At 57.1% G+C, this 23,541-nt stretch carries 24 protein-coding genes; 19 read left to right on the top strand and 5 right to left on the bottom strand.

Translation table 11 applies throughout. The annotated features are described in order from the left end of the window. The first annotated feature begins 38 nt into the window (after window positions 1-38). From ASB66_RS17655 to gyrB, 5 genes are all read left to right on the top strand, one after another. A complete protein-coding gene (locus ASB66_RS17655; protein ID WP_060718831.1) occupies window positions 39-737 on the top strand; it encodes a Tim44/TimA family putative adaptor protein in 699 nt (232 codons plus the stop codon). Further along, the gene (gene mltA, locus ASB66_RS17650) at window positions 734-1,879 is read left to right on the top strand and encodes a murein transglycosylase A (RefSeq protein WP_060718832.1); all 1,146 of its coding nucleotides are present in this window, start codon (window positions 734-736) and stop codon (window positions 1,877-1,879) included. Before ASB66_RS17655 ends, mltA begins: the two co-directional genes overlap by 4 nt. Then, entirely contained in the window at window positions 1,879-2,457 is a 579-nt protein-coding gene (locus ASB66_RS17645) for a Smr/MutS family protein (protein ID WP_041696027.1), read from the top strand. The genes mltA and ASB66_RS17645 overlap by 1 nt, the downstream gene beginning before the upstream one ends. After that, on the top strand, window positions 2,454-2,849 hold the full coding sequence (locus ASB66_RS17640; RefSeq protein WP_060718833.1) for a helix-turn-helix domain-containing protein: 396 nt from the start codon (window positions 2,454-2,456) through the stop codon (window positions 2,847-2,849). Before ASB66_RS17645 ends, ASB66_RS17640 begins: the two co-directional genes overlap by 4 nt. A gap of 125 nt (window positions 2,850-2,974) precedes the next feature. Further along, the gene (gyrB, locus tag ASB66_RS17635) at window positions 2,975-5,410 is read left to right on the top strand and encodes a DNA topoisomerase (ATP-hydrolyzing) subunit B (protein WP_060718834.1); all 2,436 of its coding nucleotides are present in this window, start codon (window positions 2,975-2,977) and stop codon (window positions 5,408-5,410) included. Window positions 5,411-5,571: 161 nt separating this feature from the next. Here the strand turns inward: gyrB and ASB66_RS17630 are convergent, their stop codons facing one another. Beyond that, the gene (locus ASB66_RS17630) at window positions 5,572-6,168 is read right to left on the bottom strand and encodes a nitroreductase family protein (RefSeq protein ID WP_060718835.1); all 597 of its coding nucleotides are present in this window, start codon (window positions 6,166-6,168) and stop codon (window positions 5,572-5,574) included. A gap of 420 nt (window positions 6,169-6,588) precedes the next feature. On the opposite strand from ASB66_RS17630, the gene ASB66_RS17625 reads away from it, so the two are divergent. The 10 genes from ASB66_RS17625 (at window position 6,589) to ASB66_RS17575 (ending at window position 16,874) form a co-directional block, all read left to right on the top strand. Then, a complete protein-coding gene (locus tag ASB66_RS17625; RefSeq protein ID WP_060718836.1) occupies window positions 6,589-7,884 on the top strand; it encodes a polyhydroxyalkanoate depolymerase in 1,296 nt (431 codons plus the stop codon). Between the two features lie 137 nt (window positions 7,885-8,021). Beyond that, window positions 8,022-8,468 carry a DUF2852 domain-containing protein gene (locus ASB66_RS17620; protein WP_060718921.1) on the top strand — a complete coding sequence of 149 codons (447 nt, stop codon included), beginning with the start codon at window positions 8,022-8,024 and terminating at the stop codon, window positions 8,466-8,468. A gap of 111 nt (window positions 8,469-8,579) precedes the next feature. Beyond that, on the top strand, window positions 8,580-9,344 hold the full coding sequence (locus ASB66_RS17615; protein ID WP_060718837.1) for a M48 family metallopeptidase: 765 nt from the start codon (window positions 8,580-8,582) through the stop codon (window positions 9,342-9,344). Between the two features lie 41 nt (window positions 9,345-9,385). Continuing rightward, the gene (locus ASB66_RS17610) at window positions 9,386-10,060 is read left to right on the top strand and encodes a phosphoribosylanthranilate isomerase (protein WP_060718838.1); all 675 of its coding nucleotides are present in this window, start codon (window positions 9,386-9,388) and stop codon (window positions 10,058-10,060) included. Then, window positions 10,057-11,277: a tryptophan synthase subunit beta gene (trpB, locus tag ASB66_RS17605; protein WP_060718839.1), complete on the top strand. Its 1,221-nt coding sequence runs from the start codon at window positions 10,057-10,059 to the stop codon at window positions 11,275-11,277. Before ASB66_RS17610 ends, trpB begins: the two co-directional genes overlap by 4 nt. Before the next feature lies 1 nt (window position 11,278). Beyond that, window positions 11,279-12,118 (top strand): tryptophan synthase subunit alpha, encoded by an 840-nt coding sequence (trpA, locus tag ASB66_RS17600; protein ID WP_060718840.1) that lies wholly within the window; start codon window positions 11,279-11,281, stop codon window positions 12,116-12,118. Between the two features lie 134 nt (window positions 12,119-12,252). Then, complete coding sequence (gene accD, locus ASB66_RS17595; RefSeq protein ID WP_060718922.1) at window positions 12,253-13,173, top strand: acetyl-CoA carboxylase, carboxyltransferase subunit beta; 921 nt, start codon at window positions 12,253-12,255, stop codon at window positions 13,171-13,173. A 107-nt stretch (window positions 13,174-13,280) separates the two neighbouring features. Continuing rightward, window positions 13,281-14,624 (top strand): bifunctional folylpolyglutamate synthase/dihydrofolate synthase, encoded by a 1,344-nt coding sequence (locus tag ASB66_RS17590; RefSeq protein ID WP_234613292.1) that lies wholly within the window; start codon window positions 13,281-13,283, stop codon window positions 14,622-14,624. Between the two features lie 437 nt (window positions 14,625-15,061). Continuing rightward, a complete protein-coding gene (locus tag ASB66_RS17580; RefSeq protein WP_060718841.1) occupies window positions 15,062-15,727 on the top strand; it encodes a DUF2161 domain-containing phosphodiesterase in 666 nt (221 codons plus the stop codon). A 241-nt stretch (window positions 15,728-15,968) separates the two neighbouring features. Then, window positions 15,969-16,874, top strand: a complete 906-nt coding sequence (locus tag ASB66_RS17575; protein ID WP_147274053.1) for a hypothetical protein — start codon at window positions 15,969-15,971, stop codon at window positions 16,872-16,874. A gap of 74 nt (window positions 16,875-16,948) precedes the next feature. On the opposite strand, the gene trxA is transcribed toward ASB66_RS17575, so the two are convergent. From trxA to hslV, 4 genes are all read right to left on the bottom strand, one after another. After that, window positions 16,949-17,269 (bottom strand): thioredoxin, encoded by a 321-nt coding sequence (gene trxA, locus ASB66_RS17570; protein ID WP_060718843.1) that lies wholly within the window; start codon window positions 17,267-17,269, stop codon window positions 16,949-16,951. A gap of 196 nt (window positions 17,270-17,465) precedes the next feature. Continuing rightward, window positions 17,466-18,422 (bottom strand): DUF1402 family protein, encoded by a 957-nt coding sequence (locus ASB66_RS17565; protein WP_114386807.1) that lies wholly within the window; start codon window positions 18,420-18,422, stop codon window positions 17,466-17,468. Between the two features lie 173 nt (window positions 18,423-18,595). Continuing rightward, complete coding sequence (gene hslU / locus ASB66_RS17560; protein WP_060718844.1) at window positions 18,596-19,903, bottom strand: ATP-dependent protease ATPase subunit HslU; 1,308 nt, start codon at window positions 19,901-19,903, stop codon at window positions 18,596-18,598. Window positions 19,904-19,940: 37 nt separating this feature from the next. After that, window positions 19,941-20,501 carry an ATP-dependent protease subunit HslV gene (hslV, locus tag ASB66_RS17555; RefSeq protein WP_060718925.1) on the bottom strand — a complete coding sequence of 187 codons (561 nt, stop codon included), beginning with the start codon at window positions 20,499-20,501 and terminating at the stop codon, window positions 19,941-19,943. Between the two features lie 194 nt (window positions 20,502-20,695). Between hslV and hisB the strand changes: the two genes are divergently transcribed. From hisB to hisF, 4 genes are read left to right on the top strand one after another with little or no spacing between them, the layout of a single operon-like run. Continuing rightward, a complete protein-coding gene (gene hisB / locus ASB66_RS17550; RefSeq protein WP_012654526.1) occupies window positions 20,696-21,292 on the top strand; it encodes an imidazoleglycerol-phosphate dehydratase HisB in 597 nt (198 codons plus the stop codon). A 27-nt stretch (window positions 21,293-21,319) separates the two neighbouring features. Further along, window positions 21,320-21,970: an imidazole glycerol phosphate synthase subunit HisH gene (gene hisH / locus ASB66_RS17545; protein ID WP_060718845.1), complete on the top strand. Its 651-nt coding sequence runs from the start codon at window positions 21,320-21,322 to the stop codon at window positions 21,968-21,970. Window positions 21,971-21,994: 24 nt separating this feature from the next. Next, a complete protein-coding gene (gene hisA / locus ASB66_RS17540) occupies window positions 21,995-22,741 on the top strand; it encodes a 1-(5-phosphoribosyl)-5-[(5-phosphoribosylamino)methylideneamino]imidazole-4-carboxamide isomerase (RefSeq protein WP_060718846.1) in 747 nt (248 codons plus the stop codon). Then, window positions 22,738-23,532 (top strand): imidazole glycerol phosphate synthase subunit HisF, encoded by a 795-nt coding sequence (gene hisF / locus ASB66_RS17535; RefSeq protein WP_060718847.1) that lies wholly within the window; start codon window positions 22,738-22,740, stop codon window positions 23,530-23,532. The genes hisA and hisF overlap by 4 nt, the downstream gene beginning before the upstream one ends. Window positions 23,533-23,541 lie beyond the last annotated feature (9 nt).

The following is a 23,541-nucleotide window of genomic DNA, read 5'->3' as shown; positions in this document are numbered from 1 at the left end:
AGTGAGAAAGCTTCAAATTAAACAGCGGTGCGGTGGCAATGGGTTCTAATGATTTTGTGACTCTCTTCTTTCTGGTGGCTGCGGTCCTGATTTTCTGGCAGCTGCGCAGCGTATTGGGACGTCGCACTGGCAATGAAAAGCCACCGAAAGATCCTTTCGCCGGACGTCCGGACGCTGCATCTCCAGCAGCGGAAGATGCGCGGGTGGTGACTTTACCCCGACGCGACGAGGCCGATGGCGAGGAACGCCAGACGGCGATCGACGCCTATGCCCCGGCCGGCACCCCGCTGAACCAGCAATTGCGCCAGGTCGTGGAGGTTGATCCGAGCTTTGTGCCAAAGGAATTCCTTAACGGTGCGCGCATGGCCTACGAAATGATTGTCACGGCCTTTGCAACTGGCGACAGGAAGAGCTTGAAGGATCTGCTGTCGCGTGAGGTCTATGACGGTTTTGATGCAGCGATCACCGAGCGCGAACAGCGCGGTGAAGTGATGAAATCCACTTTTGTCGGTATCGACAAGGCGGAAATCACCGGTGCCGAAGTCCGGGGCCAGGAAGTCCAGATCACCGTACGGCTGGTTAGCCAGTTGATTTCCGCGACTTATGACAGTCAAGGTGCGGTGATCGAGGGTGACGCGGAATCAGTTGGCGATGTCAACGATATCTGGACCTTTGCCCGCGACACGCGCTCACGCGATCCGAACTGGAAGCTGATCGCCACCGAATCCGACCAATGAGTGGTGAAGCGACGAAGTTTCGGCTGGAGCCGGTTGGCTTCGACCAACTCCCCGGTTGGGACGCTGACGATCCCTCGGCGCTTTTGCCGGCAATGGCCGATTGCCTGGATTATCTGACCACGGTCAAGCCTTACCGGCCCGGCCAGTTGGGTTTGACTGCGCAGGATCTTGTGCCGCTGCTTGAAAAGGCAGCGGCATTACCACGAGCAGACGGCGACGCATTGCGGCGCCTGCTGGAAGACGAATGCCAGGTTTTTCATGTCGTGCGCACGGATGGGAAGGCGGGTTTCGTTACGGCTTTTTACGAGCCCGACATCGAGGTTTCCGATCATCCTGACGATCTCTATCGCTTTCCGTTTTACCGCAGACCTGATGATTTGATCGATCTTGACGATCAAAACCGGCCTGAAAATATCGATTCGTCCTATGTGTTCGGGCTGAAGAACGATGACGGCGTGACCTATTATCCGGATCGTCAGGCCATCGACCAGGGCGTTCTGCAGGGACGCGGGCTGGAAATCGCCTGGGCCAAATCGAAAGTCGATGTATTTTTCGTCCATGTCCAGGGTGCCGCACGGCTGCGTTATGCGGATGGGCGGGTTGGACGGATTACCTATGCCGCCAAGGCGGGTCATCCTTTTTCCGGTATCGGCGGATTACTGCTAAAGCGCGGTGAAATTGCTGCCGAGGCGATGTCGATGCAGGCGATCCGCGTCTGGCTCGCGTCTCATCCCGATCAGGTCGATGACGTCTTGTGGCATAATCGGTCCTATATCTTTTTCCGAGAAGCCGAGGTTGGTGACCTGTCACGCGGTCCGATCGCGGCGGCGAAAGTGCCGCTGGTGGCAGGACGATCCTTGGCAGTGGACCGGACGATCCATACATTCGGCTTTCCGTTTTTCATTCATTCCCCCACCCTGACGTCCCAAGATCCGACGGGTTTGGATAGCGGCAAGCCTTTTGCGCGATTGATGCTGGCGCTCGATACGGGCTCGGCGATTGTCGGACCGGCGCGCGGCGACATCTTCACCGGCTCTAGCGATGAAGCAGGAAATCTTGCCGGGGCGGTGCGCAACGACGCGGATTTCTATATCCTGATCCCGAAGCAGGCCGCTAAAAGGGTCGAGTCGAGGTTTGGTTGATGGCGGGCAGGGACAGGATCAGTACGGAAGACCGTATTTTGTGGGGCAAGGTGGCGCGCACCACACGACCCATGGCCGGTCGCCTGGAAGAGTTGACCGCCTTTGAAGACGCCTTGACGGAGTTGGAAGCGTCTAAAGTGTTGGAACCCGGCCTTGCTGCCATGCGCGCCTCGCTGGAAAGTTCCGCCGCAAAGCCTGAGCCGAAGAAGCCCTCCGGTCTCCACCATCCGCTGGAGCGTCCTGTCAAGCGCAAGTTGTCGCGCGGCAAGCTCAAGTTGGAAGCCCGCATCGATCTGCACGGACTGTTCCAGAGCGAAGCCCATGCGATCCTGTTGGAGTTTCTTGTGCGCGCCCATGAGCGTGGACTTCGCCACGTCTTGATCATCACCGGCAAGGGCAGTTCGATGGGCAGCGAAGGTGCCTTGAAACGGGCGGTGCCGCTGTGGTTTTCTAAGCCGGAGTTCCGTTACTTGATTTCTTCTCATGAGCCAGCAGCCCATCATCACGGCGGGGAGGGCGCGCTTTATGTCCGCTTGGCGCGCCAGGGCGGAGAGCGATTTGGTGGGGATGGACAATGACCCCCTTCGGCGATGCGGTGCGTGGACTTCGGGAGCGTAAGGGTGTGAGCCAGAAAGACATGGCCAAGGCGATTGGGGTGACCCCAGCCTATCTTTCGGCGCTCGAACACGGACGGCGTGGCAAGCCGAGCTTCGACCTCTTGCAACGCATCGCCGGCTATTTCAACATCATCTGGGATGAGGCCGATGACCTGTTTGCCGTAGCGGGCCTTTCCCATCCCCGGGTGACGCTGGATACCGCTGGTCTGCCTGCTGCCCATACCGCTTTTGCCAACCGGCTTGCAGGGATGATTCGCACCTTGTCGCCCGATGTGATAGAAGATCTCAACGCACTCCTGAGCAGAAGCGAGCGGGACCGTCAAAACCCTGGAAATCCCGTGGAAGCCTGCTGAATTTCATGGCTGCGATTTGGAAGTCGCCGCAAAATCCCTATAGTCGGAAAGTGCCAACGTGTGTGATTCGCCATAATTTTTGTCGTGGCCACGCATATTGCTTATGACACTGGAAAGATCGCTGAATGACTGAAACAACCGATGAAGCAAATGCCGCCAGCACTGCCTATAGTGCTGACTCCATCAAGGTGCTGAAAGGCCTCGATGCTGTCCGCAAACGTCCCGGCATGTATATCGGTGATACGGATGATGGGTCCGGCCTGCATCATATGGTCTATGAAGTCGTCGACAACGCCATTGACGAGGCGCTTGCCGGTCACGCCGATATTGTCACGGTAACGCTGAACGCCGATGGATCGGTGACCGTGACCGACAACGGTCGTGGTATTCCCACCGACATCCATACCGGCGAAGGCATTTCGGCCGCCGAAGTCATCATGACCCAGCTTCATGCCGGTGGTAAGTTCGACCAGAATTCCTACAAGGTCTCCGGCGGTCTGCACGGCGTTGGCGTCTCTGTGGTCAATGCGCTGTCCGTCAAGCTTTCCATGAAGATCCGCCGCCATGGCAAGGTTCATGAAATGAGCTTCACCCATGGCGTTGCCGATGCGCCGCTGGCCGTGACTGGCGATTATCAAGGTCGCTCCGGTACGGAGATCACCTTTCTGCCCAGCACAGAAACCTTCACCCAGGTCGAGTTCGACTATGGAACGCTGGAGCATCGCCTGCGCGAGCTCGCCTTCCTCAATTCCGGCGTCCGCATTTTGCTGACCGACAAACGCAAGTCCGACATCCGCCAGGAAGAAATGCTGTACGACGGAGGCCTTGAAGCCTTCGTGCGTTATCTCGATCGTTCGAAAAAGCCGCTGGTCAGCAATCCTGTCGCCATTCGTGGTGAGAAGGATGGCATTACCGTCGAAGTGGCGATGTGGTGGAACGACAGTTATCATGAAAATGTGCTGTGTTTCACGAACAACATTCCCCAGCGCGATGGCGGCACGCATATGGCCGGGTTCCGCGGTGCGCTGACCCGCCAGATTACCTCCTATGCCGACAGTTCCGGCATTACCAAAAAGGAAAAGGTCACACTTCAGGGCGAAGACTGCCGTGAAGGCTTGTCGGCTGTTTTGTCCGTCAAAGTACCCGATCCGAAATTCTCGTCGCAGACCAAGGACAAGCTGGTTTCGTCGGAAGTCCGGCCCGTGGTCGAAAGCCTGGTCAACGAAGCGCTCAGCACCTGGTTCGAGGAACATCCGACTGAAGCGAAGATCTTGGTGGGCAAGGTTGTAGAAGCTGCCGTCGCCCGCGAAGCCGCCCGCAAGGCGCGCGAACTGACCCGCCGCAAAGGTGCATTGGATATTGCCTCGCTGCCCGGCAAGCTTGCCGACTGCTCCGAGCGTGATCCGGCCAAATCCGAACTCTTCCTCGTCGAGGGTGACTCGGCTGGTGGTTCCGCCAAGCAAGGCCGTTCGCGTGAGCGCCAGGCGATCCTGCCCCTGCGCGGTAAGATCCTTAATGTGGAACGCGCCCGTTTCGACAAGATGCTGTCCAGCCAGGAAATCGGCACGCTGATTACCGCGCTCGGCACGTCCATCGGCAAGGACGAGTTCAATGCCGACAAGCTGCGCTATCACAAGATCATCATCATGACCGATGCTGACGTCGACGGCGCTCATATTCGCACATTGCTGCTGACCTTCTTCTTCCGCCAGATGCCGGAACTGATCGAGCGCGGCCATCTCTATATCGCCCAGCCGCCGCTCTATAAGGTGACGCGCGGCAAATCCATTCAGTATCTGAAGGATGAAAAGGCGCTGGAAGAATATCTGATTGGCATGGGCCTGGACGATGCATCGCTGAAGCTCGGCAGCGGCGAAGTGCGCGCCGGACAGGATCTGCGTGAAGTGGTGCAGGACGCGCTACGCCTTCGCAGCCTGATCGATGGCTTGCATTCCCGTTACAATCGCAATGTCGTGGAACAGGCCGCCGTCGTCGGTGCATTGAATCACGAACTGACCGCCAACCGCGAACGGGCCGAGCAGACGGCGGCGGAAGTCGCCAAGCGTCTCGACCTGATCGCCGAGGAAACCGAACGGGGCTGGGAAGGTTTTGTGACGGAAGAGGGCGGCTTGCGCTTCGAGCGCATGGTGCGTGGTGTCAAGGAAGTGGCGGCGCTGGATGTGGCGCTGATCGGTTCCTCCGACGCCCGCCATATCGACCAGCTCGCCACCCGCTTGAACGATATCTATGGCCAACCGCCAGTCCTGACCCGCAAGGATGGTCAGCAGACCATTTCCGGTCCGCGCAACCTGCTGGATGCCGTGTTCTCCTTCGGTCGCAAGGGCCTGTCCATGCAGCGCTATAAGGGTCTTGGCGAGATGAATGCCGAGCAGCTGTGGGAAACCACGCTCGATCCGAATGTACGCTCGCTGTTGCAGGTTCGGGTCAATGACGCCACCGATGCCGATAGCCTGTTCTCCCGCCTTATGGGCGATGAGGTGGAACCACGCCGCGATTTCATCCAGGAAAACGCCCTAAATGTCGCCAATCTGGACATTTGACGGACCTCACAGATAGCAAAATAAAAAGGCCGTGCTTTGTAAAAAGCACGGCCTTTTTCGTGACTCACGTGAAACATTCGGCCTCACAGCACCGCACAGGCCTCTTTGGTGGACGGTGCGATAAGAGAAGGATCATTTCACTGACCCTTCCGAATAGCCATTCAGGCCTTGAATTTGCCTTCGAAAACCACGGTTTCCAGTGGTTTGCGGTCATTGGGCACTTCCTTTGCCTGCAAGCCTTCAGGCAGGATCGATTTATCCCCCAGCTTGCCAATCGCAACGGCGGCCTCGATATGGAAATCGGCGGGAACACCAAGCACATTGGCAGCCTTGTCGAAATCCACGCCGGTCATGCCATGGGCATGGAAGCCGGAATGGATGGCCTGGAGTGCCAGATAACCCCAGGCGGCGCCGGCATCGAAGCTGTGGCTGCGCGAAGGCTTCGGCGCGGAGCCATCGGGCGCGCGGCTCAGCGTATCGGAAATGACGAAAACCAGAGCGGAGGCATTCTTGGCCCAGCCTTGGTTGAATTCAATCAAGGCACCCAGCAGGGCATCGAAATGTTCGTCGCCCTTCAAGGCATAGACGAAGCGCCAGGGCTGGTAGTTAAAAGCCGACGGCGCCCAATGCGCCGCTTCAAGGATGGTCAGCAATTCGGTTTTGCTCATGGTCTCGCCTGTGAAGGCGCGGGGCGACCAGCGATCGAGGAAGATCGGGTGAATGTCATGGGTGGCGTTACGATGATTGCTGCTTGTCATTATCAAACCTCAAAAATGTGGGAGTCTCGAAACAAGGCGGCACAGGGGTCGCATCATTGCGATCAGCATATGTATCCCGAGACATTGTCACTGATTTTACGGCAGAGTTGCGAAACACCTGACCAAACCTCTTCGCGGCACATAGGGTGTGTGGCCGCAACCGGCAAGGTGTGGCAACCAAGGCCGAAACGCACCGGAAAGCTCCATCACTCCTTTGTCAAGGTGTGAAATCCCATGGGCGGATTCGCGCAATAAAATCTATGAAGTATAAAGGTTTCTGTGCATACTATCTGGTCAAAGGTTGGATAGTGGTGGAGCTAAGCAATTTCTTTACCCCTTTGAACTCCGGCCGGAACCTTGGCTCGACTGGTCCAGTTTAGCTTTGGATGAGTGACAACAGGGAAGAGGCGGATCGCATCGATGTTTTATCAACTGTATGAAATGAATCACGCAGCCATGGCTCCTTTGCGTGCCACGGCAGATGCCATGCGTCTGGCCTTCCGCAATCCGCTAAACCCGCTGACCCATACTGTTATCGGCCGGACAATGGCCGCAGGCTTCGAGGTGATCGAGCGCAACACGCGGCGCTATGGCAAGCCCGAATTCGGTCTTCCGACCACGGTGATCGACGGATCGCCGGTGAAGATCACCGAGGAAATCACGTGGTCCAAGCCGTTCTGCAATCTCATTCATTTCAACCGGAGCCTGACCCAGCCCCGGAGTGACGACCCAAAAATCCTGATCGTCGCGCCGATGTCAGGCCATTACGCCACCTTGCTGCGCGGCACGGTCGAGGCATTGCTGCCGAGTGCCGATGTTTATATTACCGACTGGATCGATGCCCGCATGGTGCCGATGACGGACGGAACTTTCGACTTCGATGACTATGTCGATTACGTGATTGAGATCCTGCATCATCTCGGCCCAAACACCAATCTCGTCGCCGTCTGCCAGCCCTCCGTTCCCGTACTGGCGGCCGTGGCCCGGATGGAGGCAGAAAACGATGAATTCGTGCCGTCCTCCATGACATTGATGGGTGGCCCGATCGATACGCGCATCAATCCGACAGCCGTTAATGAGCTGGCCAAGAACAAGCCGATTGAGTGGTTTGAGGAAAACGTCATCATGAACGTTCCTTGGCCACAGCCGGGTTTCCTGCGGCCCGTTTATCCGGGCTTCCTTCAGCTTTCAGGATTCATGTCGATGAATCTCGATCGGCATATGATTGCCCAGAAAGATTTCTATGTGCATCTGGTGAAGAACAACGGCGATTCCGCCGAAAAGCACCGGGAATTCTATGATGAATATCTGTCGGTTATGGATCTGACCGCTGAGTTCTATCTGCAAACGGTAGAAGCCGTGTTCATGCGGCATGCCCTGCCGAAGGGCGAGCTGATGCATCGTGGCAAACCGGTCGATTGCGGCGCCATCCGCAATGTGGCTCTTTTGACGGTCGAAGGCGAGAACGACGATATTTCCGGCGTCGGCCAGACAAAGGCGGCACAAACGCTCTGCACCAATCTCGCCGATGACAAGCGCATGCATTACATGCAGCCGGATGTCGGCCATTACGGCGTCTTCACCGGGTCTCGGTTCCGTCGCGAGATTGCGCCGCGCATCGTTGCTTTTGCCAAGCAGCATTCCAATCAACCGACCTCGGCAGCAAAGCGGGCAACGATGGTGAAGCGCGTTATCAAGGGTGGAAAGTCGGCCTGAGGGAAAATCGAATTTCCCGAATTTTTCGAGTGATTTAGCAAATTGCGAATGACGCACGCTTGAAGGTTGTACCCGCCATTCCCATCTCGAATATGTCCGGTCGCATGGTGCTTGCCGGACATAACGAGGATAATGGAATGAACCAATCAGCATTGCTGCGTCCAGGCTGGACGCCTGCGACGATTGCCATGATGGTGCTCGGCTTCGTGATCTTCTGGCCGCTTGGCCTTGCCATGCTTGCCTATATTTTATGGGGCGATCGCTTCCGCACATCGAAACGGAACGCAAATGAGGCTATGGACGCCATGTTTTCAAAATGCTGCGGCAGCCGCCGCTCACGCAATCGCAACCGCTTTAGCGCTTCCAGTGGTAACCTCGCCTTCGATGAATGGCGTGTCGCAGAACTGGAGCGCATCGAGCAGGAACGTCGCAAGCTTGAAGAAATGCGTGAGGAATTCGAGGCCTATGTCCTGGAATTGCAGCGCGCCAAGGATCAGGATGAATTCAACCGCTTCATGAACCAGCGTAATGCCAACCGCCGGGATGAGCGCGGCAGCGATGTCCAGACCTTCACTCAGGACTGATCATCATGTATTTCGATAAAGGCCGAGGTCCTTTTGGATCTCGGCCTTTTTTATGAGCTCTAGATCAGTGATATAAGGCCAAGACTGGAGCGAATCAGGTAAAAGACCCAGATGTTTCCCTTGTTTTTGCGAAGTCCGACCACAGCGGTGAAAAAGCCGAAAGTTCCGGAAAGCCGCGAGTTGATCGTGGCCGGGCGTGCGGTGCCGCTTGCCATTCGCGAAAACCTGCGCGCCACCCGCATTACCCTGCGGATCGAGCCCGGTGGTCGGGGCCTGAAAATGACCATTCCCAAAGGGGTGCGTAAAGGCGACGTCAACGATTTTATCGAGCGGCATCGCGGCTGGCTGGAAAACAAACTGGCACGCTTTTCCGATGATACGAAAGTCAGGGCAGGGGGCATGATCTCGCTGCGCGGCGTTGCACATCGTATTGTGCATACCGGTCAGCTGCGCGGTATCAGCCAGACGGCGGTAGAGGATGGTGAGCCGGTGATCCGCATCAGCGGCCTGCCGGAACATGCCGGTCGCCGGCTGTCGGCTTTTCTGAAAAAGGAAGCACGGCTTGATCTGGAGCGGCTGGTCGCCATTCATACCGGGCGACTTGGAAAACCGGCAAAAAGCCTGGCCCTGAAGGACACCCGAAGCCGTTGGGGCTCTTGCTCCTGGGAGGGGAATTTAAGCTTTTCCTGGCGCATTGTCATGGCGCCCCCCTCGGTGATCGACTATCTCGCTGCCCATGAGGTGGCGCATTTGAAGGAAATGAACCATGGCCCGCAATTCTGGGCGCTGTGCAAACGTCTTTGCCCGGGCATGGATGAGGCCAAGACCTGGTTGAAGCGGCATGGATCGGAATTGCATGCCCTCGATTTTGACTGATTTGGCTCGACTCCGCGGCGATTTCATGTCACTTCGCTGACATGAAACCTGATGTCAAAATTTGTGGATTGAAGACCGAGGAAGCCGTCGAAAAGGCTGTCACCCTTGGCGCCACCCATGTCGGCTTCATCTTCTTTGAGAAAAGCCCAAGACATATCGAACCCGATATCGCCGGACGCATTGCCGAAAAGGCGCGAGGCAGGGCAAAGATCGTTGCCGTCACCGTCGATGCGGACACCGATGACCTTGATGATATCGTCTATCTGCTGAAGCCGGATATCCTGCAATTGCATGGCCATGAAAGCCCGGAACAGGTGCTGACCATCAAGGCGCTCTACGGTCTTCCTGTCATGAAGGTGTTTTCCATCCGCGAACCCGCTGATCTTTTGCAGATTGATGCCTATATAGGGATAGCAGACCGTTTTCTGCTGGATGCCAAGGCGCCTGAAGGCTCCGATCTGCCGGGCGGCAATGGTGTCACCTTTGATTGGCGTCTGCTGCGCGATCTTGACGCAGACGTCGATTACATGCTTTCGGGTGGGCTCAACAAGGACAATGTCGGGCAAGCCCTTGCCGAGACGGGAGCGCGAGGCCTGGATGTATCTTCCGGCGTCGAAAGCGCGCCAGGCGTCAAGGATCTCGAACGGATGGATCAGTTCTTCGCCGCCGTCAGGCTGGCAACGGCCACAGCGCCGGTTTCAGGGAGTGTACAGTGAACCAGAACCCAATCCCGAATTCCTTCCGGTCCGGGCCGGATGAAGATGGCCGTTTCGGCATTTTCGGAGGCCGCTTCGTGGCCGAAACCTTGATGCCGCTGATCCTCGATCTGCAGGCGGAATGGGAAAAGGCCAAGACCGACCCCAGCTTCAAGGCTGAACTCGATCACCTCAACACTCATTATACCGGGCGTCCGAGCCCGCTCTATTTTGCCGAGCGGCTGACGGCGGAGCTTGGTGGCGCCAAGATCTATTTCAAGCGCGATGAGTTGAACCATACCGGTTCGCACAAGATCAACAATTGTCTCGGTCAGATCTTGCTGGCCAAGCGCATGGGCAAGACCCGGATCATCGCCGAGACCGGTGCCGGTCAGCACGGCGTGGCCTCGGCCACGGTCGCAGCCCGCTTCGGCCTGCCCTGCATCGTCTATATGGGCGCCACCGATGTGGAGCGCCAGGCACCGAACGTGTTCCGCATGAAGCTGCTCGGCGCGGAAGTTCGCCCGGTGAGTTCAGGGCATGGCACCTTGAAGGATGCGATGAACGAGGCCCTGCGCGACTGGGTCACCAATGTCGATGAAACCTATTACATGATTGGCACGGCTGCCGGTCCGCATCCCTATCCGGAAATGGTCCGCGAGTTCCAGTCGGTGATCGGCAAGGAATCCCGCGACCAGATGATGGCTGCCGAAGGCCGCCTGCCGGATATGCTTGTGGCTGCTGTCGGTGGTGGGTCCAACGCGATCGGCCTGTTCCATCCGTTTCTGGACGATGAGAGCGTACGGATGATCGGCGTCGAAGCTGGCGGCAAAGGGCTTGATGGCAATGAACATTGCGCCTCGCTGACTGCTGGAACCCCTGGCGTCCTGCATGGCAACCGCACCTATCTGCTGCAAGACAGCGATGGACAGATCAAGGATGGCCATTCGATTTCCGCCGGGCTTGATTACCCGGGTATCGGTCCTGAGCATTCCTGGTTGAAGGATATGGGCCGCGTTGAATATGTGCCGATCATGGATACCGAAGCGCTTGAGGCTTTCCAGCTTCTGACCCGTACGGAAGGCATTATTCCGGCTCTCGAACCCAGCCACGCCCTGGCCGAAGTGATGAAGCGCGCTCCGAAAATGGGCAAGGACGAGATCATCCTGATGAACCTCTGCGGGCGCGGTGATAAGGACATCTTCACAGTCGGCAAGATTCTGGGAATGGGGCTCTGATATGACGCAGCGTATGGACAAGCGGTTCGCCGATCTGAAGGAAGAGGGCCGTCCGGCTCTCGTCACTTATTTCATGGGCGGCGATCCGGATTTCGAAACGTCGGTCGCCATCATGAAGGCCTTGCCGGGGGCCGGTGCTGATGTGATCGAGCTGGGAATGCCGTTTTCCGACCCGATGGCGGATGGTCCAGCCATCCAAATGGCCGGTCAGCGCGCTCTGAAGGCCGGGCAGACCCTGGTAAAAACCCTGGATATGGCGCGGGAATTCCGCAAGGACGATCAGGCTACGCCGATCGTCATGATGGGGTATTACAATCCGATCTACGTCTACGGCGTCGAAAAATTTCTGGATGACGCGTTGGAAGCGGGCATTGATGGCTTGATCGTCGTCGATCTTCCACCGGAAATGGATGATGAATTGTGCCTGCCCGCCCGCCAGCGCGACATCAATTTCATCCGTCTGGCGACACCGACCACGGATGAGAAGCGCTTGCCGATGGTGCTGCAAAACACCTCTGGATTCGTCTATTATGTGTCTATGAACGGCATTACCGGCTCGGCTTTGCCCGATCCGTCCAAGGTTGCCGGTGCTGTCGGACGGATCAAAGCCCATACCGATCTGCCGATCTGCGTTGGCTTCGGCGTGAAGACGGCGGAACATGCAAGGCTGATTGGCGCCAGCGCCGATGGCGTCGTGGTTGGTACGGCCATCGTCAATCAGGTCGCACTCAGCCTGACCAAGGATGATAAGGCAACGGCGGATACCGTGCAATCGGTGGTAACCCTAGTGCGTGGGCTGGCAAGCGGCGTCCAGACCGCCCGGCTTGCGGCTGCGCAATAGTCCTTCTAAAATGGGCTATTGCCTTGGAAGACGCGGAGCCCGAACGGGCTCTACCTCTTCCTGATTGTCTGTTTTCAGCCTTTTCGGATGCCGGCCCGCCGATCCCGGAAGTGCTCGATCAAGGAGTATTCAAAGTGAACTGGATTACCAATTACGTTCGCCCCCGCATCAATTCCATGCTGGGCCGTCGCGATGTTCCGGACAATCTCTGGATCAAGTGCCCCGAAACCGGCGAAATGGTCTTTCATAAGGATCTGGAAGAGAACAAATGGGTTGTTCCCGCCTCCGGCTATCATATGAAAATGCCTGCCAAGGCGCGGCTGGCCGACCTGTTTGATGGTGGCAAGTACGAAGCATTTGCCCAGCCGAAAGTGGCGCAGGACCCCCTGAAGTTCCGCGATTCGAAGAAATACAGCGACCGCCTGAAGGATAGCCGCACCAAGACCGAGCAGGAAGACACGATTGTCGCCGGTCTCGGCACGGTCGAGGGCCTGAAGCTGGTGGCCGTCGTGCATGAATTCAACTTCATGGGCGGGTCGCTCGGCATTGCTGCCGGTGAAGCCATCGTCAAGGCGTTCGAGCGTGCCATTGCGGAGAAATGCCCGCTGGTGATGTTCCCGGCTTCGGGCGGCGCCCGCATGCAGGAAGGCATCCTGTCGTTGATGCAATTGCCGCGCACCACGGTTGCCGTCGATATGTTGAAGGAAGCGGGCCTGCCTTACATCGTTGTGCTGACCAATCCGACCACGGGCGGGGTCACGGCTTCCTATGCCATGCTCGGCGATCTGCATATCGCTGAGCCGGGTGCTGAAATCTGCTTTGCCGGTAAGCGTGTGATCGAGCAGACCATCCGCGAAAAGCTGCCGGAGGGCTTCCAGACCTCGGAATATCTGCTGGAGCACGGCATGGTCGATATGGTGGTCAAGCGTCACGATATTCCAGCGACCCTGGCTCGTACTCTGAAAATCCTGACCCGGCAGCCTGCAACGGTGGTTGGTGCCAATGATGACAAGACCTTGTCGGTCATCGAGGCTTCGCGCGCCGTTTCCGCTTGATCGCCTTGGATGATATACTGACGGCATGTGCCGGATGACATGCTTAAAGCCGGGAGCAGTTTACTGTTTCCGGCCCTTAAAACGACTTGCAAGCCTGGAACCGCCCCATGATAGAGAATACGCTGAGCCAGGCTGAACAGGTCATCAATGAATTGATGCAGTTGCATCCCAAGGGTTTTGATATGACCCTGGAGCGGATGCGGCGCTTGCTCGAAGTGCTGGGCAATCCACAGGACAGATTGCCGCCGGTCATCCATGTGGCTGGCACCAATGGCAAAGGCTCCGTCAGCGCCTTTTCCCGGGCGCTGCTGGAAGCTGGCGGCCTTGCCGTTCATGTCCACACCTCCCCGCATTTGGTCAATTGGCACGAGCGCTACCGGATTGGCGTTAAAGGCGGCAAAGGGCAGATCGTTGACGATGGATTGCTGGCCGATGCCTTGAGACGGGTGGCTGTCGCCAATGCGGGCCAGCACATCACCGTTTTTGAAATTTTGACGGCTGCCGCTTTCCTGCTGTTTTCTGAAATTCCCGCCGATGCGGTCATCATGGAAGTCGGCATGGGTGGGCGGCTGGATTGCACCAATGTGGTGGATCGGCCCGCTGTCTCCGTCATCATGCCGATCTCTTTTGACCATCAGGCCTATCTGGGCGACCGAGTGGAACTGATTGCCGCTGAGAAAGCCGGGATCATGAAAAGACGGCGACCGGTGGTGATCGGCCACCAGGAATTTGCCGCTGCCCGCGAGGCGCTGGTGGATATTGCCGAGCGATTGGGCTGTCCGCTCTCGGTGTTCGGCCAGGATTATCTGGCGTTCGAGGAACATGGGCGGCTGGTCTATCAGGATGAAACTGGCCTGATGGATCTGCCCCTGCCAAAACTTCCGGGCCGCCACCAGTTCGCCAATGCCGCAGCAGCCATCCGCGCCGTGCGCTCGGCTGGCTTCACTGTCACCGAAGCCATGGCCGAAGCGGCGATGCACAGCGTCGAATGGCCGGGCCGCCTGCAAAGACTGACGGAAGGCGCATTGCTGGCCCATGCGCCGAAGGGCGCCGAAATCTGGGTGGATGGCGGCCATAATCCCGGTGCCGGAGAGGTGATTGCCGAGGCCATGGCGGGCTTTGAAGAGCGCCAGTCCCGCCCGCTCTACCTGATTACTGGCATGCTCAACACCAAGGATCCGCTTGGCTATTTCAAAGCGTTTGAAGGCCTGGCCATCCAGGCCTTCACCGTGCCAATCCGCGGCACCGACGCCGCCTTAGACCCAGTGGCGCTGGCCAGCTCTGCCTACGATGCCGGAATTCCCGCAGAACCGGTCTCGTCGGTCGCGGAAGCGCTGGAGGCAATTCGTAGCCGGGTTAATGCAGAAGAGATTGCACCGCGAATCCTGATTGGTGGGTCGCTTTACGTGGTCGGCAATGTGTTGGCGGATAATGGCACGCCGCCGAGATAGGGCAGATTGGTAATTCGACCCAAGTGCTGCGGCTACCTTGGAACAGGGTGACGGTCAGCCATCGAATCATGGTGTTCCCGCCATTGCGGTATAGGGTGGTCGGATGCGTCTCCATATTAGAGCGTTCAGTTTTTCATGGAAACATAGTCCGCGACCAGCTGTTTTCGGCTTCGCCGCCCCCTCTTGCCTCTGCCGCCACCTTCTCCCCGCTGGGGAGAAGAGGGAAAGAACCGCAGCGTTTCGGATCTCCTCTCCCCAGCGGGGAGAGGTCCGCCGAGCAAAGCGGAGGAGGGGTGAGGGGGAAGCCAAACACGCTGAGCTAAATTGTTGTGTCCTGTCTCATGAAAAACTGACGCACTCTATCCTATTGTTTTTACGCCTTTCCGGACGGAAACCGTTACGCAATTTCCTGGAAATACTCTGGTATGCTATCCCCTATGGAAACATCCCTTTATCTACCCGTGAAATCGTTTCTCGAAAAAGCAGGCTATACCGTCAAAGGCGAAATCGGCGGCTGCGATCTCGTTGGCCTGAGTGCCGACGATCCATCCGTCGTGGTGATCTGCGAACTGAAACTGAGTTTCAATCTGGAACTCATCCTCCAGGCCGTGGACCGGGCAGCCATATCCGACGAGGTCTGGATTGCCGCGAAAATCTCGGCCAAGGGCAGGGGGCGGGAGGCCGACAAGCGCTACCGCGACCTCTGCCGCCGTCTCGGCATCGGCATGCTCGGCGTCTCCGCCACCGGCGACGTCAGCATCATCGTTGGCTCCGTCTCGCCCATGCCACGCACCAATCCGAAACGACGCTCACGCCTAATGCGCGAACACCAGACCCGGCGCGGCGACCCCGCCCTTGGTGGCAGCACCCGGATACCTGTGATGACCGCCTACCGCCAAAACGCCCTTTCCTGTGCCGCAATTCTTGTCGCTGGGCCGATGCGGGTTGGCGATGTGCGCAAAGCGGTCCCGGATGCGGGCAAGATTTTGCTGTCCAATGTCTATGGTTGGTTTGAGCGGGTTGGGCGCGGCGTTTATGGGTTGACGGATGCGGGGCGAGAGGCGTTGAGACGGTGGCCGCAGGGGGAGGTGAGGTCAGAATGATCTTACGAAAGAGCATGGTGCTGACGTTTGGCTGCAAGGAGATAGGTAGCACGACCGGGCTGTGGGTATATTTATGTTGAGATGCTAGCGGCTATTGTTGGCAAACGAGCGCCTTGATCCGCACAAGGCGGGGATTTTTTACTCTAACTCTGCGCAACCCTTAATATTTTTTGTAAAAAATACACGAAACTTATGATGGAAAATTTATTTAAATACACGTCTAGTGTGCTATTTTTTTGCTATGAAGATACACGATAGCACATATGAGAAACTGCTTTATTTGGTCGGGACAACTGACAAAGAACTATTTGATGCAGGAGAAGACATAAAGCAACGTTACGAGAGTGTGCCTATAGCGGTTATGAAAAAGCTTGGTTATGGCGGCGATTACGTGATTGCCGGACACGGAAAGTCTGAAATCCTCCAACGAATTGAAGGTGCTTTTGCGTCGATTTACCGTAAGCAGGATATTGCAATGGGAGGCCACATTGGCGTTTTCATGTACCGGGACATCTTCGCACGTGTCGGCGTTCCGCATGTGTTTGGGCAAGCCGTTATAAACCCTTTTGAATTTGTAGACCTTACTCCTGTTCAACTTCGAATTATCCAAACCGAACAAGAGGAGGTCGAGACTTTTTTCGATCAGTTTTCAGACATAGCCGACGTCCAATACGGAACGCAGGAATTGAAGGAACCGTTCGTCAAAAACGAGCTTGTTGTTCGCTACGTTGGACTTTCGCGGCTACACCTACATTCTGCCTCTGCTGTTTTAACAGGTGGTTATGATTATAGGGGAGCCGTGCAGAGTTCACTCCTTGCCACCGAATTGGCGTTAAAATCCGGCGCGGCGGCGCTGGGCCTAAATGAGCTTGAGATTAAAATGCAGTTCAACCACAACAATGCTAAGATTGCCGACTTCGTGCAGGCTGGTTGGAGCAAATTCGATGGTGCTCGTGTGAATCGAGTGATTGCGAAACAGCCTCCTTATGTGCCGAACCGATACTCGGCCACACAACCTAATCGAAGAGAGGTCGGTCATCTTGTGATGGGCGCTCAATACATTGTGTCAGAGATTGTCAGACAAATGTCGGACCGGAATTTCCGAAATGGTGTTCAACCGCCAATGGCACGGCGCTATCCCGCCTGACTTAAGAATTTAAAACCCCAACAAAAAAGCCCGGAAAAACCGGGCTTTTCGCATTCAAAATTCTCACACACCACTCAAGCAGCGCCAGCGATCCAGCTGGACAGGGCCGTCTTCGGGGCGGCACCGACTTTGATATCGGCTACTTCGCCGCCCTTGAACATGGCGAGGGTGGGAATAGAGCGGACGCCGAATTTGGCGGCGAGTTCTGGGTTTTCGTCAATGTTGAGCTTGGCGATCTTGACCTTGCCGGCCAGTTCCGTGGAGATTTCATCCAGGCTGGGGGCGATCATCTTGCAGGGGCCACACCATTCGGCCCAGAAGTCCACCACGACAGGCTCTACAGACTGTAGAACTTCCGCTTCGAAATTGTTTGCATCAACTTTTACCGTAGCCATTGGCTGCTCCTTGGAGAAATCCTGTTGTCACATATATGATGGTTATTATGCGGAATTCAACTTAAAGCGCATGCAATAGTCGGGCGTCAGCCAACACAAAACGGTATAGCGCAGTGCCGATTGTCGCTTCGTATAGCCATGCGATTGAAATGCTTAAGCTTACAGAGGACATTACACAAATGAGGCCCCACAGGGCCTAGAGCAGGCCTTCAAGTTCTTTCAGCCGGTCATTGACCAGCCAGCCATAGTAATTTTCTTCCGGCAGGCCGCCGCGCCGTCCCAGCGCCCGGGCGCGCGCCTCGGAATTCCCGACATTGTAAAGCGTCGCCGTCAGGCCCGGATTGTTGGAAATATCCACATTGGCATAGGTTTTATAGTCATCGATGGATTTGCGGATGATCGCGGCGATATAGGCGAGTGAGGTATCCGGATCCATGATGGCCTTATAGAGCCCTGCCGCATCGTTCTCGTCCAGCTTGGGATAGCCAGATGTCTTGTGGACCATATCGGTCAGCATCAATGCCGTCAGCGGATTGATCTGGCCAAGGCCAAAGGTTTGCCCGGCATAGAAAGGCTGGAAAAACACCGCGCTGAAGCGATTATTGGGAAAGCTCTTGTTGCCGACCCGCTTGCCCTGGAATTTGTCTTCCCAGACATTTTCCCGGCAGGTCCAGAGTTTTGCCGAATCCTTCAAGTCGGCGCAGGCGGCAAATTCCGGGCGGGCGACGAAATCATCGACATCCTCGCCATCATAGGCAAAGCGAAACGTGTGACCGGCATAGGAAGCGGCCTTCACATAGTAACTCTGCAATGTGTCATAGGCATCGACATTATAGGTATGCTCACCGACCAGCGCGCCAACGATGTGGATCGGATCGATATCATAGGCTGCCGCGGTTTTCTTGATCTTGCCGATCAACTGGCGGTCCTTGATGAGCAGATCGCGAATCTTCTCGTATTTCAGATCGAAGGTGGTCTTGGTTTCCTTGGTGCGCTGCTTCGATGCGCCGGGAATCGACGGCTGTTCAGCATTGCGATTGCCCGCAGGCACCATTCGCACCTCGGCAGCCTGGATTTCCGGCACGAAGGCAGCGGAAAAAGCACATGAAACCGAGAGAATAAAGACCAGAGCTAAGCGACGCACCATTTCCATCCCGTATATATTGCAGATCGGAACGATGTTTCACCAACCCGATACCGCCTTGCCCTATTACGGCGAGCGGCCCTCCTTATAGAGGGAGGGCCGCTGCTGTCGACTGTCGACCGGTCACAAGGCCGAATTAGGGCGGTGATTTGCCGATTTCACCCCATTCCGGTGCGAAAACATCACAGAATATAGCGCGACAGATCCGCATCGGCAGCGATTTCGCCGACATGCTCGCGCACATAGGCCGAATCGATCATCACTTTCGCCCCGCCGCGATCCGGCGCGTTGAAGGAAATGTCGTCGAGAACCCGCTCCATCACCGTCTGCAAACGCCGCGCGCCGATATTTTCAATCGAGCTGTTGAGGTTGACGGCAACATCCGCCAGCGCATCAATGGCATCCTCGGTAAATTCGAGATCCAGCTGTTCAGTGGCCATCAGCGCGATGTATTGACGAATGAGGCTGGCCTCGGTTTCCGTCAGAATCCGGCGAAAATCCTCCTTGGTCAGCGCCTTTAGCTCAACGCGAATCGGCAACCGGCCCTGCAATTCCGGCAGCAGGTCGGATGGTTTGGAGACATGGAAAGCCCCCGATGCGATAAACAGGATATGGTCGGTTTTCACCGGCCCATATTTGGTGGCAACCGTGGTGCCTTCCACCAGGGGCAGAAGGTCGCGCTGCACGCCTTCGCGGGAGACACCGGCGCCCATGGCGCCTTCCCGGTTGGCGATCTTGTCGATTTCGTCGAGGAAGACGATGCCGTCGTTTTCAACGGATTTCACCGCCTCGCGCTGGATCACTTCATTGTCGATCAGCTTGTCGGATTCGTCACGGATCAGATCGGCGTAAGAAGTCTTGACGGTGGTGCGGACCTTCTTGGTGCGGCCGCCCATCGCTTTGCCAAACATGTCGGACAGGTTGAGAATGCCGACATTGGCCCCCGGCATGCCGGGAATTTCAAAGCCCGGCATGCCGGAGCTTGTCTCTGCAACCTCGATATCGATTTCCTTGTCGTCCAGCTCTCCGGCCCGCAGTTTCTTGCGGAAGCTATCACGGGTCGCGGGCGAAGCGGTGGCGCCGACCAGCGCATCCAGCACCCGCTCTTCGGCACCGGCATGGGCCTTGGCTTCCACCTCCAGCCGCTTTTTTTCCTTGATCAGGCCGATGCCGATTTCCACGAGATCGCGGATGATTTGTTCCACGTCGCGGCCGACATAGCCGACCTCGGTGAATTTTGTGGCCTCGACCTTGATAAAGGGTGCGCCAGCCAGTTTGGCGAGGCGCCGGGAAATTTCGGTCTTGCCGACGCCGGTCGGGCCGATCATCAGGATGTTCTTGGGCATGACTTCGTCGCGCAGGCTCTCATCGAGCTGCTGGCGGCGCCAGCGGTTGCGCAGCGCAATCGCCACGGCACGCTTTGCATCGTTCTGACCGATGATATAGCGGTCGAGTTCCGAGACGATTTCGCGGGGTGAAAAAGTTGTCATTGAGATTACACCTGGGAAGAGGGGAGAAGAAGAGCGGTCAGTTGGCGCTTTCCAGCGTTTCGACCAGCACGTTTTCATTGGTATAGACGCAGATATCGGCGGCGATCTTCATGGCCTTGCGGGCCACGTCTTCCGCCGATTTGTCGGTATCCATCAAGGCCAGAGCCGCAGCCAGCGCGTAATTGCCGCCGGAACCGATGGCAATCGTGCCATGTTCGGGTTCCAGCACGTCGCCATTGCCGGTAATCGCCAGCGTCACCGTCTTGTCGGCCACCAGCATCATCGCTTCCAGATTGCGCAGATATTTGTCGGTGCGCCAGTCCTTGGCAAGCTCGACGGCGGCGCGCATCAGCTGGCCGGGATATTGCTCCAGCTTCTTTTCCAGCCGCTCCAGCAGGGTGAAGGCATCCGCCGTCGCGCCAGCAAAACCGGCGATCACCTCGCCCTTGCCAATGCGGCGCACCTTGCGGGCATTGCCCTTCATCACGGTCTGGCCAAGGCTGACCTGACCGTCACCGGCCATCACCACCATGCCGCCCTTGCGCACCGTGATAATCGTGGTGCCATGCATGGTTCCATAGGGATTATGTTCGCTCATATCGATCCGTTCCAGTCCATCGCCGTCCAATCCGGCGCTTCGATTGACCTTTATGTAAGCGGCCAAAACACAATTGCAAACGCCAAGGCCCGGCTGCGAGGCCAAGCCGCCGGATCACCGAAAAACCCGGCCCGTCCTTCTGGATATTTCAACCCCCGCCTGATAAGGAACGGCATATTTTCAAGGAGAAGGCCATGGCAGAGAGCCGCAGCGCCAGCATTTCGCGCAAGACCAACGAAACTTCGGTCTCGGTTTCCGTCACTATCGACGGCACCGGCACCTCGAAGATTTCGACGGGGGTCGGTTTCTTCGACCATATGCTGGACCAGCTCAGCCGCCATTCGCTGATCGATATGGATATCGACGTCACGGGCGATCTGCATATCGATGATCACCACACCGTCGAAGACACCGGCATTGCCATCGGCCAGGCGATTTCCAAGGCATTGGGCGACCGGCGCGGCATCGTGCGCTATGCCTCGATTGATCTCGCCATGGACGAGACCATGACCAAGGCGGCTATCGATGTTTCAGGCCGGCCTTTTCTGGTTTGGAACGTCGCTTTCTCGGCACCGAAGATCGGTACATTCGATACCGAACTGGTACGGGAATTCTTTCAGGCGCTGGCGCAAAATGCCGGTATTACCCTGCATATCCTCAATCATTACGGCGCTAATAACCACCATATCGCCGAAACCTGCTTCAAGGCCGTCGCCCGCGCCCTGCGCAGCGCCACTGAAATTGACCCGCGCCAGGCGGGCCGCATTCCGTCCACCAAGGGAATGTTGTAAACGATCAAGCTGAGGATCTGAGCCTCCATGCGTGTTGTGATTATTGACTATGGATCGGGAAACCTGCGCTCCGCCACCAAGGCGTTCGAGCGGGCCGTCCGGGAATCCGGCCTTGATGCCGAAATCGAACTGACCGACAAGGCAGACCGGGTGGCAACCGCCGACCGGATCGTCCTGCCCGGCGTCGGTGCCTATGCCGATTGCAAGCGGGGTTTGGATGCCGTGCCTGGCATGCATGAAGCGCTGGTCGAAGCGGTCGAGGTCAAGGCTCGACCGTTCCTTGGTATCTGCGTCGGTATGCAGCTGATGTCGTCGCGCGGGTTGGAAAAAACCGTGACCGAAGGCCTCGGCTGGATTGCGGGCGATGTAGTGGAAATGACCCCTTCCGATCCGGCCCTGAAGATCCCGCAGATCGGCTGGAACACGCTGACACTTACCCGTCCGCATCCGCTATTTGACGGGATTGCCACCGGCAATGACGGGTTGCATGCCTATTTCGTCCATTCCTACCATCTGGCGGCCACCAATGCCGATGAGGTTATTGCCACAACCGACTATGGCGGCCCGATGACTGCTTTTGTGGGGCGTGACAATATGGCAGGCGCGCAATTCCATCCGGAAAAGAGCCAGACGCTAGGCCTCCAGCTGATTTCTAATTTTCTCAATTGGGCGCCGTGAGCCCGTGCCGATGGATAGCATACGATGATCCTCTTTCCTGCCATCGACCTTAAAGACGGCCAATGCGTTCGCCTCAAGCTGGGCGATATGGAGCAAGCCACGGTCTATAATCCCGATCCCGGTGCGCAGGCCAAGGCCTTTGAAGACCAAGGCTTTGAATGGCTGCATGTCGTTGACCTGAACGGCGCTTTTGCCGGTGAAACCGTCAATGGTGCAGCGGTGGATGCCATTCTCAAGGCCACGAAAAATCCGGTCCAGCTGGGCGGTGGTATCCGCAGTCTTGCCCATATCGAAACCTGGCTTCAGCATGGCCTGTCGCGCGTCATTCTCGGCACGGTCGCCGTGCGCGATCCGGCCCTGGTGATTGAGGCCTGTAAGTTGTTCCCCGGCAAGATCGCTGTTGGCATTGATGCCAAGGGTGGCAAAGTTGCCGTGGAAGGCTGGGCGGAAGCCTCCGAACTCGGCGTGGTCGAGCTAGCGAAGAAGTTTGAAGGCGCAGGCGTTGCGGCAATCATTTATACGGATATCGACCGGGACGGCATTCTGACCGGAATAAACTGGGCTTCGACACTGGAACTGGCGGATGCGGTCTCCATCCCTGTCATCGCGTCTGGCGGGTTGGCGTCAATAGAGGATATCCGCCGGATGTTGGAGCCGGATGCGCGCAAACTGGAAGGTGCAATTTCCGGTCGCGCCCTTTATGATGGACGGATCGACCCGGCGGAAGCGCTGGCCTTGATTGCCGATGCGAAAAAGGATGCCATCCTGTGACACTCAAGGCCCGTATTATTCCTTGTCTCGATGTAAAAGATGGCCGCGTTGTCAAGGGCGTGAACTTTGTCGATCTGATCGATGCCGGTGATCCTGTCGAAGCGGCCAAGGCCTATGACGCAGCCGGTGCCGATGAGCTTTGCTTTTTGGACATTACTGCCTCATCTGATAATCGCGAGACGATTTTTGATGTCGTCGCCCGCACCGCAGATCATTGCTTCATGCCGGTTACGGTGGGGGGCGGTGTGCGGGCGGTTGGCGATATTCGCAAGCTGTTGCTGGCCGGTGCCGATAAGGTTTCAATCAACTCGGCAGCCGTGAGTAATCCCGATTTTGTCGCCGAAGCCGCCGATAAATTCGGCAATCAATGTATTGTGGTTTCGATTGATGCAAAACGTCGCCGGAGCCAGGCCAGCGGTGGCGACAATCTCAGCGCCTGGGAGATTTATACCCATGGAGGGCGCAATGCGACCGGCATTGACGCTGTCGAATTTGCGGTCAAAATGGTCGAGCGTGGCGCAGGCGAATTGCTGGTCACCTCGATGGATCGTGACGGCACCAAAAGCGGTTATGATTTGGAACTGACCCGCGCTATTGCTGATGCGGTTCGGGTGCCGGTGATTGCCTCTGGCGGCGTTGGCACGTTGGACGATCTGGTGGCGGGTGTCAGGCAAGGCCACGCCACTGCCGTTCTCGCAGCGTCGATTTTCCATTTCGGTACCTATTCGATAGCCGAGGCCAAGGCCCATATGGCCAATGCCGGTATCCCCATGCGTCTCGACCAGGCCTGAAAGGGCAAT

This window comes from Gillisella vitis, from assembly GCF_001541345.2.
Taxonomy (GTDB): Bacteria; Pseudomonadota; Alphaproteobacteria; order Rhizobiales; family Rhizobiaceae; genus Allorhizobium; species Allorhizobium vitis.
Note: the sequence above shows the minus strand (reverse complement) of the source record. Positions and strands in the feature narration are given on the sequence as shown.

What these genes read in the sequence shown, in the direction of transcription:
- hisB (WP_012654526.1), top strand. Translation starts at nt 20,696, where the DNA reads ATGGCAGAGAGCCGCAGCGCCAGCATTTCGCGCAAGACCAACGAAACT.
- ASB66_RS17640 (WP_060718833.1), top strand. Translation starts at nt 2,454, where the DNA reads ATGACCCCCTTCGGCGATGCGGTGCGTGGACTTCGGGAGCGTAAGGGT.
- hisH (WP_060718845.1), top strand. Translation starts at nt 21,320, where the DNA reads ATGCGTGTTGTGATTATTGACTATGGATCGGGAAACCTGCGCTCCGCC.
- ASB66_RS17645 (WP_041696027.1), top strand. Translation starts at nt 1,879, where the DNA reads ATGGCGGGCAGGGACAGGATCAGTACGGAAGACCGTATTTTGTGGGGC.
- ASB66_RS17620 (WP_060718921.1), top strand. Translation starts at nt 8,022, where the DNA reads ATGAACCAATCAGCATTGCTGCGTCCAGGCTGGACGCCTGCGACGATT.
- ASB66_RS17655 (WP_060718831.1), top strand. Translation starts at nt 39, where the DNA reads ATGGGTTCTAATGATTTTGTGACTCTCTTCTTTCTGGTGGCTGCGGTC.
- ASB66_RS17565 (WP_114386807.1), bottom strand. Translation starts at nt 18,422, where the DNA reads ATGGAAATGGTGCGTCGCTTAGCTCTGGTCTTTATTCTCTCGGTTTCA.
- trxA (WP_060718843.1), bottom strand. Translation starts at nt 17,269, where the DNA reads ATGGCTACGGTAAAAGTTGATGCAAACAATTTCGAAGCGGAAGTTCTA.
- hisA (WP_060718846.1), top strand. Translation starts at nt 21,995, where the DNA reads ATGATCCTCTTTCCTGCCATCGACCTTAAAGACGGCCAATGCGTTCGC.
- hslU (WP_060718844.1), bottom strand. Translation starts at nt 19,903, where the DNA reads ATGACAACTTTTTCACCCCGCGAAATCGTCTCGGAACTCGACCGCTAT.
- hslV (WP_060718925.1), bottom strand. Translation starts at nt 20,501, where the DNA reads ATGAGCGAACATAATCCCTATGGAACCATGCATGGCACCACGATTATC.
- ASB66_RS17610 (WP_060718838.1), top strand. Translation starts at nt 9,386, where the DNA reads ATGAAACCTGATGTCAAAATTTGTGGATTGAAGACCGAGGAAGCCGTC.
- trpA (WP_060718840.1), top strand. Translation starts at nt 11,279, where the DNA reads ATGACGCAGCGTATGGACAAGCGGTTCGCCGATCTGAAGGAAGAGGGC.
- mltA (WP_060718832.1), top strand. Translation starts at nt 734, where the DNA reads ATGAGTGGTGAAGCGACGAAGTTTCGGCTGGAGCCGGTTGGCTTCGAC.
- ASB66_RS17590 (WP_234613292.1), top strand. Translation starts at nt 13,281, where the DNA reads ATGATAGAGAATACGCTGAGCCAGGCTGAACAGGTCATCAATGAATTG.
- gyrB (WP_060718834.1), top strand. Translation starts at nt 2,975, where the DNA reads ATGACTGAAACAACCGATGAAGCAAATGCCGCCAGCACTGCCTATAGT.
- ASB66_RS17580 (WP_060718841.1), top strand. Translation starts at nt 15,062, where the DNA reads ATGGAAACATCCCTTTATCTACCCGTGAAATCGTTTCTCGAAAAAGCA.
- ASB66_RS17575 (WP_147274053.1), top strand. Translation starts at nt 15,969, where the DNA reads ATGAAGATACACGATAGCACATATGAGAAACTGCTTTATTTGGTCGGG.
- ASB66_RS17625 (WP_060718836.1), top strand. Translation starts at nt 6,589, where the DNA reads ATGTTTTATCAACTGTATGAAATGAATCACGCAGCCATGGCTCCTTTG.
- ASB66_RS17630 (WP_060718835.1), bottom strand. Translation starts at nt 6,168, where the DNA reads ATGACAAGCAGCAATCATCGTAACGCCACCCATGACATTCACCCGATC.
- ASB66_RS17615 (WP_060718837.1), top strand. Translation starts at nt 8,580, where the DNA reads ATGTTTCCCTTGTTTTTGCGAAGTCCGACCACAGCGGTGAAAAAGCCG.